The following is a 14,739-nucleotide window of genomic DNA, read 5'->3' on the forward strand; positions in this document are numbered from 1 at the left end:
TTTAATGTACAACATACCAAAAATATTATCAGATCAGAAAGCGTTTTTTGAGTCACAAAAAACTAAAGAAGTGTCTTTTCGTTTGTCACTTTTGAAAAAGCTAAAAAGTGAAATTATATCAAATGAGAAAGATATAATGGATGCACTATATAAAGATTTTAAAAAATCGAAATTTGAAACTTTTTTAAGCGAATACGCATTAGTTAAGTCATCCTTAAGTTTGACCATAAAAAATTTAAAAAAATGGTCAAAACCTAAACGTATATGGCCATCAATCTTAACATTTCCTTCCTCAGATTATATATATAAAGAACCATATGGCAATGTATTAATAATTGCTCCTTGGAATTATCCTTTTTTATTAGCCCTAGAGCCCCTAGTTATGGCGGTGGCAGCGGGAAACACGGTAGTTTTAAAACCAAGTGAACTCACTTCGAATACCTCAAAAATTTTAACTAAAATTATTAGCAATACATTTCCAAAAGAGTACGTAAAAACTGTTGAAGGTGGTGTTGAAGTTTCAACTGAATTACTCGCACAAAAGTGGGACTACATATTTTTTACTGGAAGCACCAAAGTTGGTAAAATTGTAGCTGAGGCAGCAGCCAAAAACCTAACACCTATTACTTTAGAATTAGGAGGTAAATCTCCTTGTATTATTGATGACACCGTCGATTTAACACTTGTTACAAAAAGACTTGTTTGGGGTAAGTTTTTAAATGGAGGGCAAACTTGCATTGCACCTGATTATATCATAGCAAAATCTGAAATAAAAGAGCAATTGATTAATGCATTAAAATCTGAGATAATTAGAAGCTATGGTGAAAATCCAAAAAAATCTCCAGATTTAGCAAGAATCATTGATAAAAAAAACACCATAAGATTGCAAGGGTTAATTGAAAATGAAACCGTTGTTTTTGGAGGTGATATTGATGAAAACGACCATTACATTTCACCAACTATAGTTGATGAACCTAAGTTAGATAGTGGTATTATGTCTGAAGAGATTTTCGGACCCCTATTACCAATATTAACTTATAATGCTTTTGAGGATATTGAAAATATTGTTTCATACAATAAAAACCCTTTATCGCTTTATGTGTTTTCAAACAATAAAAGGTTTGTAAAAAATTGCATTGAAAAATTTAGTTTTGGTGGTGGCGTAATTAATGATTTATTAATTCAGTTTGGAAATCATCGTTTACCTTTTGGAGGTGTTGGGGCGAGTGGAATGGGTAGATATCACGGAAAGCATGGCTTTGATACATTTACTCATCACAAACCTATAATTAAACGTGGAAACTGGATGGATCCTCCATTTCGATATGCTCCTTACAAAGGAAAACTGGGAATACTAAAAAAACTATTTAAATACTTTGGCTAACTAATCTGGAAAGGGATAAATAATAGTTAGTTTTACACCTTCATTTGGTTTAGAGGCTAATTGAAAATCCGAATGAATTAAAGCCGCTCTACTCTTCATATTTATTAGGCCCGAACCTTTTTCAATGCTATTAGCATCGAATCCTTTGCCATCATCCGTTGCAATAATGATTAGCTTTTTGGGTTGGTAATCTAAAGTGATGGCTAAGTTTTTTGCTTCGGAATATTTAACAGAATTGGACAAAAATTCTTGAATAATCCTAAATAAAATTATCTCATGCTTTCTGTCTTTAAACTCAACCTTTTCCCCTATTATTTTTAGTTCTGCTGAAGTAAACTTCATCTTCTTTAATCTATTCAATTCATTATTGATAGACTTCTCAAAGCCAATGTTTAAAACTACTTCATTGTTAAGGGTTTTAGATAACGCACGAACTTCAGTTAAACTTTCCTTAAGAGCTTCGGATGTGTCTTTAAATTTCTCTTTTACATCGTCCGTTACTTGCATCTTTAAAATACTAAGTTGCATGCTTGCAAATGACAGTAATTGACCAATATTATCATGCAATTCCCAACCAATATTCTTCAAAGTCTGCTCTTGGGTTTCTGTTTGGGCTTGGGTTATTTCCTCTTCAAAGGCCTGTTGTTGCTTAATTCTGTCTAAAAGTAATTTGTTTTTACGTTTTTGAAAAACCACAAAAAATATTATTACCAGCGAGGTTACAATTACCAAAACAGCAATCATATATATAAGTAAATAGCGCTCTGAGGCTGTACTTGTTAATCGTTCTGCGGTTTGCACCATATTAAAGCGAATGTAAAGGTTAAATACATAAAAATATTAGCAACTAAAAAAATCATCCATTTGAGGTGAATAAAATTCCAATCTATATTTCTGTAATAAATATGAAAAAATACAATGGGAGTTATAATGAGCCACCAAATAAATATTGTAGCTGCAATATAAAAATTTATAGATTTATAAAAGGATAAAATGGTATTGCTTTCTAAAATTTCTAAAAAATAGAATATGGAGCACATGAAAATGATTATGGCTCCAAGAATACTAATTACAGGAAAAGGTCTTATAAAATAGTCACCCCAATTTATTATTATATATAAGAAGAAGAAAACTAGAAATGAATAACGACTTACGTTTAGTATGACCCTAAAGCGCTTTGTCTTTATAATTTTTAAGAAAAAAAATGAATAAAACATAACGCTACCTAGACTCCAAAACAAGGTTCCCCACCAATAATTTCTTTGAAATACAGTGCCGTCTAAAAAGCTTAATAATCCCCCTTCTTTAACCAAATAGGTATATCTTGAAACTAGCTCCGACAGGGTTATAAACACTAAAAAATAAATAAAATACTTGGTGCTTGATCCTTTATATTTATTAAATAACAAAAGACCCGTAACCGCTGCCAAAATCTCCACAAAATGGGTTATCAAACTATAATGCTCTATAAGGAAGTTGTTCAAATTATTAGTCTAAATTCATATTATTGTCAGATTTACATGATATTAATGTAAAAGTGAAGGTGAATGTTGATTAAAGCCTTAATATTCATCGTTTTCAGGCTTACACCAAATTAAAGCAAAGGTAAAGGTTGAATACATTAGTATGTTTGCAAATAAATAAATTTGCCATCTTAAAAACATGAAATCCCAATCTCGATTAGGGTTTCCAATTTCGTAAGTAAAATAAACATCATAGAAGTCGATTGGAGTAATTATTAGCCACCAAATAAAAATAGCAGACGTTATATAAAAATCTAGAGATTTATAAAACGACAATATTTTATTACTATTTAAGGTTTCGATAAAATATAAAACCGCACATAAAAAAATAACTAAAGCTCCTAGAATACTTATTGTTTGGAAAAAAGTATAAAAAAATCTATTCCAATTAAAAAGAATATAAATGATTGATATAACTAAAAACGAATAACTCGATAACTCAATAATTTTTTTAAAAATTCTAGTTTTTAAAATTTTCCTATAATAAAAAGCAAAAAACATTATGGCTCCTATACTCCAGCCAGAAGTAAACAGCCAATGATTCTTTTCAATACGAGTTCCTACTAAAAAACTGAGGCTCCTGTTAGGGTGCACAAACTTTGAATAATCACCAATAAACTCTAAGATAACTACATAAACTAAGAAAAAAATAAAGTATCTATTGTGCTTACTTTTATATTTTTTTAATAACACAACACCCGTAAAAGCTGCAATAACTTCTACTGAGTGTGTTAATAAGGTGTAGTTTTTTAATAAAAACTCTTTCATGAATTATTAAAGATTCTATTTTCTACTCATTTAATTATGTTTTACGAAGTTTTTAAAATAAGAAAAGAATACCAACTCAAGTTCTAATATTCATCGTTTTCAGGCTTGCACCATATTAAAGCAAAGGTAAATGTTAGATACATACATATATTGGCAAATAGGTAAATATAGCGCCTCAACTCGATATAAACGAGATCTCGATACTCTCCATAAATATCATAAAATACTATTGGAGTAATTATTAACCACCAAATAAAAATAGCTACACTTATATAGAAATTAATAGATTTATAAAAACTTAAAATTCTGTCACTTTGTAATACTTCGAAAAAGTAAAAAGCGGTACACAAAAATATTATTATGGCGCCCATAATGCTTATTACTGGAAAAAATCTTGAGAAAAAATATTCCCAATTTTGAATAATGTGAGTTACAGAAACAATTAAAAAAATAATACCCGCATATTTTAGTATCCGTTTAAATATTTCATTTTTTAAAATAAGACGATAATAAAAAACAAAAAATAATATGGCTCCAACTTTCCAAAAAGAAGTTGACCACCAATAGTTTTTTTCGAAAACTGTTCCCTCTAAAAAACTTAGAACACCATTGTTTTTTATTAGCCTAGTGTAGTTGTTTAATGAATCGCAAATAAATAAGTATACAAGAAAGCAAATAAAATACTTTACTGAATTATTTTTGTACTTTTTTAGCACCAATAATCCAGTTATTGCAGCTAAAAATTCCACTAAATGAGTCAGTAAAGTATAATTCTTTAATATAAATTGTTCCAAAATTATTAATTAGGATATCCGTTCGGTCCTCCACTACCGTTATTTAAAGGCGGAACAAGAATATCCTCGTCATCGCCTTGAAAATTAAGCGGATTCATACTAGCTTCTGATTTCTTCTTTTTACCAGTAGGCACTATAAACATGGTATTTCTGTTCTTTTTAGATGGTTCAGCATTTTCACCATAGTTGCCTAAGTACACGCGTACACCTGTCATATTATAGCCTAAAGTATCAGATTTTGCCTTAGCATATATTAAATAATCATTAATCTCTTCTAAAGGCCACTTAACTGAACGGGTCACTTTTCTAGCACCCTCTACTTCTATTGTAGAATCAATCTCGATAGGATTGCGTTCTTCCCAATTTTTACTAAATTGTTTAGCCTCTGCTACAGAAATGGTGTCTTTTGGGATTTTAACTTTGGAGTCCATAGCATTCAAATTGTCAGGCCGTGGACAGAAATAGTAAGTCAATACAGCTCCAATAATAAATCCTAAAATAATGTACGTTAGTTTTTTCATGTTTTTAATTTAATTGATTAATAATAGCTCCTCTAAAATAGCAAAAAGAATCAATTAAGTAGGATTTTATGTAATAATTTATGCAGGAAAACCTAACATGTCTCCCATACCAACGGTGAACAACCAACAACCATAAACAGCATGTTCAATAGACACTAATACAGTAGATTTTGTTTTGTTGTATGTGATTGCAAATAGTACGCCTCCTAAAAAAGTTAGCCCTAAAATTAACGCATTTTTAAAGAACAAATGTGCTAAAGAGAAAACAATAGCATTTACAAAAATTAATACTGCTTTGTTATTAATAAGTTTTAAATAGCGTTTAAAGAAAAAGGTTCTATAAATTAGTTCTTGAGGATATACCGAGAATATGCTATAAATAAACAATATAAAAAACCACAGTTTTGGTTTGTTTAGTACTACATTAAAAAGAGCATCATTATCAGTTAAGTACACAAAAATAGTAGTAATAACAGCTATTGCAATAAGTTTTGCTAATGTTTCCAACCAAAATAGTCTCCAATTTAAATTAGGCAAAATTTTAAATTTTTCTCCTTCAACACTTAATAAAACATAGATAATATAAACGAATCCAACACCTCCTATTCCCAACTTTACCCAAACCGAAAAATCAATAACATAACTAATCGGTATTAAAATAAAAATGAAAAAAACTCAATGTATTTATAAGCTATAGAATTCATTTTAAAAGTTAATTGTAGTAGTATGCTTTACCTCATTTATTACAAACATACTTTGGGTACTTCCAATATGATTGATCGTGGTTAATTTTTTTACCATAAACTCTCTATAAGCAGCCATATCCTTTACCAAAACTTTTAATAAATAATCATAATCACCGCTAATATGGTAGCACTCCAATACTTCATTTAAATTCGCCACTTCTTTCTCAAACTTTATAACATAATCTTGAGTATGCTGAACTAGTTTTACATGACAAAATACTACAAAGTTTTTATCAATTTTTTCCTTGTTAAGCAGGGCAACATAATTATTAATAACCGCTTCCCTTTCAAGTTTTTTAACACGCTCATACACAGCTGTAACTGATAAATTGAGTTTATTTGACAGTTCTTTAGTTGTTTTCTTACTATCGGCTTGTAAATACTCTAACAGTTTTTTGTCAATTTCATCTAAAAGCATAATCGAAAATTTTTCATTAAAATCATAAATATTTATAAATATAAAGAAAATATATCTATATTTTTATTTAAATATAGTTTTATAGTCTTTAATAACATATTTATGTTGTATTATAATCTATTTATATAGAAATTTGATTTAAATATAAAAAACAATACTATGTCTTTTAAACCCGCAAACAATATACAGGACTTACAATATTTTGGAGAATTTGGAGGTGTTAATCCTTCTATTTCAGATTCGTCAACATATACCTTTTTATCAGCAAAAACCATGTTTGATACTTTCGAGGGTAATGCAGATGGTTGTTATTTATATTCACGTCACTCCTCTCCTTCCAATCTGTATTTAGGTGAAGCTTTAGCTGCTATGGAAGGAACCGAAACTGCTAATGTTTCAGCTTCAGGAATGGGAGCTATTACCCCAGTTTTAATGCAATTATGTGGTGCTAGTGATCATATTATTTCAAGCAGAACTATATATGGGGGAACCTATGCTTTTTTAAAAAATTTTATGCCTCGATTTGATATAAAAACATCATTTGTCGATATAACAAAACTTGACGCAGTTGAAGCAGCCATAACAAAAACCACGAAAGTAATATTCTGTGAATCTGTTAGTAATCCACTTTTAGAAGTTGCTGATATAAAAGGATTAGCAGATATTGCCAAAAGACATAACTTAAAACTAGTTGTGGATAATACCTTTTCACCTTTATCAATTTCGCCTGCTATTTTGGGCGCTGATATTGTAATACATAGTTTAACCAAGTTTATTAATGGTTCTAGCGATACTGTTGGTGGGGTTGTTTGTGGTACGCAAGAGTTTATAAATAATCTAAGAAATGTAAACGATGGAGCTTCGATGCTTTTGGGTTCTACTATGGATAGTATGAGAGCTGCATCTATTTTGAAGAACTTAAGAACACTTCATATTAGAATGCAACAACATAGTAAAAACGGTTTATTCTTAGCCAATAAATTTGAAGCCGATGGTTTAAAAACGGTCTACCCTGGTTTAAAATCACATCCGTCGCATGATTTATTCAAAAGTATGATGAATATACAATATGGTTTTGGCGGAATGCTTACCATTGATGTTGGTTCTAGTGAAAAGGCTAATCAACTCATGGAACTTATGCAAAATAGAAATTTGGGGTATTTAGCAGTAAGCTTAGGGTTTTATAAAACCTTGTTTAGCGCACCGGGAAGTTCGACATCTTCAGAAATTCCTGAAGATGAACAAAAAGAAATGGGTTTAAGTGATGGCTTAATTCGTTTCTCAATTGGTTTAGATGCCGATATTGAACGCACTTATCAAATGATGCGTCAATGTATGGAAGAACTTAATATTCTAAATACAAAAAAGGAAATTTCTAAATCCCTTTGATGCGTTCCCATAAATCTGACATTACATTTTCCATATCATCAAATTTAGGTTCAAAAGGTTTTGTATTAAGTCTACCGTTATCTTTATATAATATCAATCTAAACACCGAAGAGTTAGGATTATTTTGGTCTAAAATAGGATAACGTAAATCGTTGTATTGATATTCGCTTTCGTTTATTTTATAAACCGAATAATACTGATTGCTAAACCATGCTAAATCTTTGATGTCTTTATATTCAGAAGGGTTTAAATCTCGTTGTTTGGGCAATTCTATAAATTCTAAAAATTCACTTTTGGAATCAAAAAGTGAATAATCAGCTATAAAATAGGCGCTTTCCGTTTCTGCTATTCCATACCACAAAATATTATTAAATATGGCGGGTTGTGTGCTATATCGCACATGGTTAATGTTGTTTACTTTCAAAGATTTTCTAAAAACTGAATCTATATAGATCTTATTACCTAAAGTAAATAACATATATAAAGTGCTTATTCCAAAGCCCAATTTCAACCATAATTTCCTTTTGTTTGAAGTTCTTTTAAAAAACATTAAAACAATTAAACAAATTAAAAAAGGTAGCGTATAAATTGGATCGACCACCGCAATATTATTAAGTGCTACTCGGACGTTGCTAAAAGGTGCGAATAATTGTGTGCCATAAGGTGTAAAACAATCTAATATTGGATGTGTGAATAATGACAGAAACCATAAACATATCCAATCTTTCTGGCTTGTAATATGTAATCGTTTACCCCTATTAAAGACCTTATATGATATCCACCCCAAAATTAGTGATGCCATTATTGAGAATAGTATAGAATGCATAAAACCCCTATGAAAAAGCATCGCATCAATATCATTACTATACAGCAAATTGGCTACAAACACATCTAAATCAGGAATTGTACCTCCAATCGTACCAAACAATAAGGCTTTATTCCCAATTTTTTTTCCTAAAGCAGCTTCTCCACATGCAGCCCCTAAAACAATTTGAGTTAATGAATCCATTCTTAATTTTAAAAAACAAGCAAATGTACATAACTCTTTCCATTTGCATAACTTCTCTTAAAATCGTAACATTACACGACTAAAAACTAATACATGCAAGACGACAAGAACCTCTCGGAGTTTAAAGCGGACAACCAAACTATAATTGAAAATACTGAGTTAAATATTTGGGAAGCCTTAATTCCTGTAATTATTTTAATGGGACTTTTAGCTTACAACATATTTTTTGCTGATGGTGAAATGCTTGGAGCATATTCTAATCAAATCATTCTATTAATAGGCGGACTCGTGGCGGCTGTTGTTGGTTTTTTTAACAAAGTACCGATAAGCAGGATGCTTAAAGAAATTTGGGAAAACCTAAGAAGTGTTTTTGTCCCCGTTTTAATATTATTATTAGTTGGTGCATTAGCTGGAACCTGGTTAATTAGTGGTGTTATTCCAGCCATGGTATATTATGGGTTACAAGTATTAAGTCCGAGTATATTTTTGCCAGCATGTGTTATTATTTGTGCTTTGATTTCTATTTCAACGGGTAGTTCATGGACAACATCAGCCACTGTAGGTATTGCATTAGTAGGCATTGGCACTGCCTTAGGAATACATACTGGCATGATTGCGGGTGCTGTAATTTCTGGTGCTTATTTTGGAGATAAAATGTCACCTTTAAGCGACACAACAAACCTAGCTCCTGCTGTGGCTGGAACAGATTTGTTTACACATATACGCTATATGTCCATTACCACTGTACCAACCGTATTAGTAACACTAGTTATATTTAGCGTTATAAGTACTACTATTGAAACATCTGGAGAAACTAATTTAGAAAACCTTTTATCTACTATTGGCTCTACTTTTAATATTACACCATGGCTCTTTTTAGTTCCAGTAGCTGTAATTGTCCTAATTCTTATGAAAACCAAACCTCTAGTTGCATTAAGTGCTGGAGTTTTAATTGCAGTAGTATTTGCTTTTATTTTTCAACCTGATATTTTAAATAGTATAAGCGATTCAAAATTAGCGTCTGTTTTCAATGCTATTTTAACAGACACTCAAATTACAACTGACAATGAGAAGCTTAATGATTTATTTTCTGCAGGTGGGATGAATGGTATGCTTTGGACCATATTTCTTATTATTTGCGCCATGATTTTTGGTGGTGTTATGGATGGAATAGGTGCATTGGCAAGAATAACGAAAGTATTACTATCAATTGCAACTACAATTTTCGGATTATTTGCTAGTACGGTTATAAGTTGTTTAGGACTAAATGCTATTGCTTCCGATCAGTATTTAGCAATTGTAATTCCAGGCAAAATGTTCAAAAAAGCATTCGATGACAAAGGTCTCGCTCCTCAAAACTTAAGTAGAACACTAGAAGACTCTGGAACCGTCACTTCTGTTTTAATACCTTGGAATACATGTGGTGCCTATCAAAGCGGTGTTTTAGGTGTAGATACACTTCATTACGCAGGCTACGCATTTTTTAATTGGTTGAGCCCGTTTACCACTTTGCTTTTTGCTGCTTTAAGATTTAAGATAAAAATGATGGTAGAAAAAAAGTAAGTTCTACTCTAAAATCTTTAACACTTCTTCAAATCCTTTGGTTTTTGCATAATCTAAAGCCGTTTTACCTTCGTTATCAATAACCGTTTTATCCGCGTTATTGTTTAACAATAGTTTTACAATATTGGGTTTATTATACATTGATGCAAATATTAAAGGAGTAGCTCCAGTTGAGTTTTTGGCATTAATATTTGCACCTTGTTTTATTAAATAGTCAGCTAACGGCTCATTACCCTTAAAAGAAACACCAATTAACGCAGTATTTCCAGTACTATCACGATTATCAATTTGAGCATTATGTTCAATCAATAATTTCACAATAGCTTCTTTATCAAAATAAGAAGCAAAAATTAAAGGCGTAAATCCTCGAGCATCTTGAGTGTTTACTAATTCTGGATTCCTTTTAATTTGCGCCTTGAGGTTCTCGATATTGTTATTTTGAATAGCGCTAAAAAAGATTTCAATTTCATTCATTTTACAAAGCATTAAAATAAAATTGGGATAAGTTTATATAAACCTATCCCAATTAACTTATCAATCAAATCATATTATTTCAAATCAAAACGATCTAAATTCATCACTTTAGTCCAAGTCGCAACAAAGTCTTTCACAAACTTTTCCTGACCATCATTTGCTCCATAAACTTCTGCAATAGCTCTTAACTCCGTATTGGATCCAAAAATCAGGTCAGCTCTAGTTCCTTTAAAAACAACTTCACCAGTTCTGCGGTCACGTCCTTCAAAAATAGTATCATCATTTGAAGTTGCTGCCCAAGTGTAGGTCATGTCTAATAAATTAGTAAAGAAATCATTAGTTAAACTTCCTACTCTATCAGTAAATACGCCATAGTTCGAATTATCATAGTTAGCTCCAAGTACTCTTAGTCCACCAACCAATACGGTCATTTCTGGAACTGTTAATGATAATAAATTTGCTTTATCAACTAATAAGTCTTCTGCCTTTATAGATACATTCGGATTTACATAATTTCTAAATCCATCGCCAACTGGCTTTAAGTAATTAAATTGCTCTATATCTGTTTGCTCTTGACTTGCATCTCCTCTTCCTTGAGAAAACGGCACTGATATTTCATGTCCTGCATTTTTTGCAGCTTCCTCTACACCGGCTACACCACCTAAAACAATTAAGTCTGCCATTGAAATTGTTCCGTTAAATTCCTTTTGAATACCTTCAAAAACATTCAAAACTTTATTCAATTCTTCTGGATTATTGACTTTCCAGCTTCGCTGCGGCTCTAATCTTAAGCGTGCGCCGTTTGCTCCACCTCTTTTATCAGAATCTCTATATGTTGAGGCCGAAGCCCATGCTGTCTTTACTAATTCTGAAACTGTAAGTCCAGAAGCTAATATCATTTTCTTTAAAGAATCAATATCTGAATCGCTTAGCTTGTAATCAACTTTTGGAATAGGATCTTGCCAAATTAATTCTTCACTTGGTACTTCAGGACCTAAATAACGATCAACAGGACCCATATCACGATGCGTTAACTTATACCATGCGCGAGCAAAAGCGTCCTCAAAAGCTTTATGATCTTTATGGAAACGCTTAGATATTTCTAAATATTTAGGATCAGTTTTTAATGCAATATCTGCAGTAGTCATCATCAAAGCCTGCGTTCCTCCTCCACCAGCACTTGGCGCCTTTCTTGCTTTAGATTCAGCAGTTGGTGTCCATTGGTGTGCTCCTGCGGGACTTTTAGTTAATTCCCAATCATAGTTTAACAAAACGTCAAAATAATCAGCATCCCATTGCGTTGGGTTTGGCGTCCAAGCACCTTCAATTCCACTTGTAATGGCATCTTCTAAAACACCACTCTTGTATGAATTTTTCCAACCCATACTCATTTCTTCAATCGGTGCTCCATGAGGTTCTGCTCCTACATATTTCCCTGGGTCTGCAGCACCATGCGCCTTACCAAATGTATGACCACCGGCAACTAAGGCTACTGTTTCCTCATCGTTCATTGCCATACGACCAAAGGTTTCTCGCACATCATGTGCAGAACCCATTGGATCTGGATTACCGTTTGGACCTTCTGGATTTACATAAATCCACCCCATCATTACTGCTGCTAAAGGATCTTCTAAGTCTCTTTTGTCATCGTAACGTGCTTCATTTGCTCCCCATTCGGTTTCACTTCCCCAATACACATCTTGCTCTGGTTCCCAAATATCTTCACGACCTCCGGCAAATCCATAGGTCGGGAATCCCATAGACTCCAAAGCGCAGTTACCCGCTAAAATCATTAAATCTGCCCATGAAATCTTTTTACCATACTTCTTTTTTATTGGCCATAATAACAAACGTGCTTTATCTAAATTTCCATTATCTGGCCAACTATTTATTGGAGCAAAACGTTGATTACCTCCACCAGCACCACCACGACCATCACCTACTCTATAGGTTCCGGCACTATGCCATGCCATACGAATCATAAATCCGCCATAGTGACCATAATCTGCTGGCCACCAATCCTGTGAATCTGTCATTAAATTTAAAACATCTTGTTTGAGTTCATTAAAATTAAGGCTGTTAAACTCTTTAGCATAGTCAAAATCTTCACCCATTGGGTTGGTCTTTTCCGAATGTTGACGAAGAATATTTAATTTTAATTCATTAGGCCACCAATCGCGATTTCTCGTTCCGCCTCCTGCAGAAGCATTTTGTTTACCACTCAAAAAGGGGCACTTACTTGCATCACCTTCGTTAATATCAAAAGTTTTATTATCCATAATCTATTGTTTTAATATATTTTTTAGAAAATCTTTATTCTATAAAATTAATAATTAGATAGCAAAAAATAAATAAAATCAATTTTTATAAATTATATTAAAATTGATAAAACTTATACAAAGGATAAAAAACTATAGTTTTGATTTATAAAAAAAGGCAACCTCAAAAATATGATGTCGCCTTTCTAACTAACTAAACAAAACAATATATTTACTAAGATTTTGGTAATAGAACCGTATCAATTACGTGTATCACACCATTTGACTGATTAACATCTGCTATTGTTACCATCGCAGAGTTTCCGTTTTCGTCGGTAACATAAACATCTTTACCCTTTAACCAAGCTGTAATAGTTCCTCCACTAACCGTTTTAATTTCGGCTTTACCGTTACCGTTTTTAATAAGTTTTAAAATATCTTTTGCGTTCCATCTTCCAGAAACTACGTGGTAGGTTAAAACAGTTTGTAATGTTTTTTTGTTTTCTGGTTTCAATAAATTATCCACAGTGCCAGATGGCAATTTGTCAAATGCAGAATTTACTGGAGCAAATACCGTAAAAGGTCCATCACTCATTAATGTATCAACTAATTCTGCGGCTTTAACAGCAGCAACTAATGTTGTATGGTCTTTTGAGTTTATTGCATTCTCAACAATATTCTTACTCGGATACATAGCTGCTCCACCTACCATTTTTGTTTCTTCTTTCTTCATGCCGTTTTGAGCAATTACGTTTTGCCCAATAAAAAGTGCCATGATTAAAATAACTGCGCTCAATAAATTTGTTTTCTTCATAATGCTAATCTTTTATTTGTTTCTACACTACTAACGAATATTGTTAAGAGTAGGTTTTTAAAAAATAAGGCTTTAACATTTTATTAACAAATAGACTTATAAATTTATAATCGCTTTTAAAACATGACATTTATTTATTATTACTTTTATAAAAAATTAAAAAGAAAATAATGGCAAATATTACTTTGGGTGGAAATCCAATAAAAACTTCTGGCAGTCTACCTAGTATAAATAATCAACTATTTGATTTTGAACTTGTAGCTACTGACCTCTCAACTAAAACTTTAAATGATTTTATAGGTACTAGGTTGATTTTAAATATTTTTCCAAGTGTCAATACCAGAGTTTGTGCTACTTCAGTTAGACAATTTAATACAGAAGCTAGTGAATTAGAAAACACAAAAATATTATGCATATCGAGAGATTTACCTTTTAGCCAAGACCAATTTTGTGCTGCAGAAGGCTTAAACAATGTAGTTATGTTATCTGATTTTAAAACAGGAAAATTTGGTAAAGACTATGGATTAATGATAGTTAATGGAGCTTTTGAAGGTTTACTATCCAGAAGTATTATTGTAGCTGATGAAAAAGGTAAAATTATATATACCGAACAAGTTCCTGAAATTGGACAAGAACCTAATTATAAAGCAGCATTAGACGTTTTATATAATGAATAAAAAAGAACCATTTTATATTAATAGACTAAAAAGTGTAGGTTATGCCTGCAAGGGCGCATTCTTACTTTTAAAAACTGAGGCTAGTATAAAAATACAATTTGCAATAGCTATTTTGGTAACAATTGCTGGGTTTTACTATAATATTTCAACGGTAGAATGGATTTTGCAAGTTTTAGCTATTGGTTTAGTAATGAGTATTGAAGGTATAAATACTGCTATTGAGGAAATAGCAAACTTTATTCACCCAGAACATAACAGCAAAATCGGTTTAATAAAAGATATTGCGGCTGGAGCCGTTTTTATTGCTTCTGTTTTTGCGTCAATTGTAGGGTTAATAATCTATCTTCCTAAGATTTTTTAAAATACTATTCCCACTAGGATAAACGTTAGTAATTTGTATT

Annotated in this window: 15 protein-coding genes; 5 read left to right on the top strand and 10 right to left on the bottom strand. The window is 31.8% G+C overall.

All coding sequences use genetic code 11. The annotated features are described in order from the left end of the window. Positions 1–4 precede the first annotated feature (4 nt). Positions 5–1,384 carry an aldehyde dehydrogenase gene (locus tag L3X39_RS09305; RefSeq protein WP_237231513.1) on the top strand — a complete coding sequence of 460 codons (1,380 nt, stop codon included), beginning with the start codon at positions 5–7 and terminating at the stop codon, positions 1,382–1,384. Here the strand turns inward: L3X39_RS09305 and L3X39_RS09310 are convergent, their stop codons facing one another. From L3X39_RS09310 to L3X39_RS09335, 6 genes are all read right to left on the bottom strand, one after another. Next, complete coding sequence (locus L3X39_RS09310) at positions 1,385–2,188, bottom strand: sensor histidine kinase (protein ID WP_237231514.1); 804 nt, start codon at positions 2,186–2,188, stop codon at positions 1,385–1,387. Further along, entirely contained in the window at positions 2,164–2,868 is a 705-nt protein-coding gene (locus tag L3X39_RS09315) for a hypothetical protein (RefSeq protein ID WP_237231515.1), read from the bottom strand. Before L3X39_RS09315 ends, L3X39_RS09310 begins: the two co-directional genes overlap by 25 nt. 78 nt (positions 2,869–2,946) lie before the next feature. Next, positions 2,947–3,675, bottom strand: coding sequence for a hypothetical protein (locus L3X39_RS09320; RefSeq protein ID WP_237231516.1), 729 nt, complete (start codon positions 3,673–3,675; stop codon positions 2,947–2,949). Between the two features lie 799 nt (positions 3,676–4,474). Further along, a complete protein-coding gene (locus L3X39_RS09325) occupies positions 4,475–4,990 on the bottom strand; it encodes a hypothetical protein (protein ID WP_237231517.1) in 516 nt (171 codons plus the stop codon). Positions 4,991–5,068: 78 nt separating this feature from the next. Then, a complete protein-coding gene (locus L3X39_RS09330; protein WP_237231518.1) occupies positions 5,069–5,527 on the bottom strand; it encodes a CPBP family intramembrane glutamic endopeptidase in 459 nt (152 codons plus the stop codon). Between the two features lie 168 nt (positions 5,528–5,695). Continuing rightward, on the bottom strand, positions 5,696–6,154 hold the full coding sequence (locus L3X39_RS09335; RefSeq protein WP_237231519.1) for an Lrp/AsnC family transcriptional regulator: 459 nt from the start codon (positions 6,152–6,154) through the stop codon (positions 5,696–5,698). A gap of 159 nt (positions 6,155–6,313) precedes the next feature. Here L3X39_RS09335 and L3X39_RS09340 point away from each other — a divergent pair, with 159 nt between their 5' ends. Next, complete coding sequence (locus L3X39_RS09340; protein WP_237231520.1) at positions 6,314–7,543, top strand: aminotransferase class I/II-fold pyridoxal phosphate-dependent enzyme; 1,230 nt, start codon at positions 6,314–6,316, stop codon at positions 7,541–7,543. Here L3X39_RS09340 and L3X39_RS09345 read toward each other — a convergent pair. After that, positions 7,530–8,552, bottom strand: a complete 1,023-nt coding sequence (locus tag L3X39_RS09345; protein ID WP_237231521.1) for a metal-dependent hydrolase — start codon at positions 8,550–8,552, stop codon at positions 7,530–7,532. The two genes, L3X39_RS09340 and L3X39_RS09345, sit on opposite strands and share 14 nt — an antisense overlap. A gap of 93 nt (positions 8,553–8,645) precedes the next feature. Here L3X39_RS09345 and nhaC point away from each other — a divergent pair, with 93 nt between their 5' ends. Continuing rightward, positions 8,646–10,115, top strand: a complete 1,470-nt coding sequence (gene nhaC, locus L3X39_RS09350) for a Na+/H+ antiporter NhaC (protein ID WP_237231522.1) — start codon at positions 8,646–8,648, stop codon at positions 10,113–10,115. Positions 10,116–10,118: 3 nt separating this feature from the next. On the opposite strand, the gene L3X39_RS09355 is transcribed toward nhaC, so the two are convergent. From L3X39_RS09355 to L3X39_RS09365, 3 genes are all read right to left on the bottom strand, one after another. Next, on the bottom strand, positions 10,119–10,589 hold the full coding sequence (locus L3X39_RS09355) for an ankyrin repeat domain-containing protein (RefSeq protein WP_237231523.1): 471 nt from the start codon (positions 10,587–10,589) through the stop codon (positions 10,119–10,121). Positions 10,590–10,663: 74 nt separating this feature from the next. Continuing rightward, on the bottom strand, positions 10,664–12,868 hold the full coding sequence (gene katG / locus L3X39_RS09360; RefSeq protein ID WP_237231524.1) for a catalase/peroxidase HPI: 2,205 nt from the start codon (positions 12,866–12,868) through the stop codon (positions 10,664–10,666). Positions 12,869–13,082: 214 nt separating this feature from the next. Then, complete coding sequence (locus L3X39_RS09365; RefSeq protein WP_237231525.1) at positions 13,083–13,661, bottom strand: fasciclin domain-containing protein; 579 nt, start codon at positions 13,659–13,661, stop codon at positions 13,083–13,085. A 170-nt stretch (positions 13,662–13,831) separates the two neighbouring features. On the opposite strand from L3X39_RS09365, the gene tpx reads away from it, so the two are divergent. Continuing rightward, entirely contained in the window at positions 13,832–14,338 is a 507-nt protein-coding gene (gene tpx, locus L3X39_RS09370; protein ID WP_237231526.1) for a thiol peroxidase, read from the top strand. Then, a complete protein-coding gene (locus L3X39_RS09375) occupies positions 14,331–14,699 on the top strand; it encodes a diacylglycerol kinase (protein WP_237231527.1) in 369 nt (122 codons plus the stop codon). Before tpx ends, L3X39_RS09375 begins: the two co-directional genes overlap by 8 nt. Positions 14,700–14,739: the final 40 nt, after the last annotated feature.

Origin of the sequence: Flaviramulus multivorans (genome assembly GCF_021728415.1) — a bacterium.
In the GTDB taxonomy this organism is placed as follows: Bacteria; Bacteroidota; Bacteroidia; order Flavobacteriales; family Flavobacteriaceae; genus Sabulilitoribacter; species Sabulilitoribacter multivorans.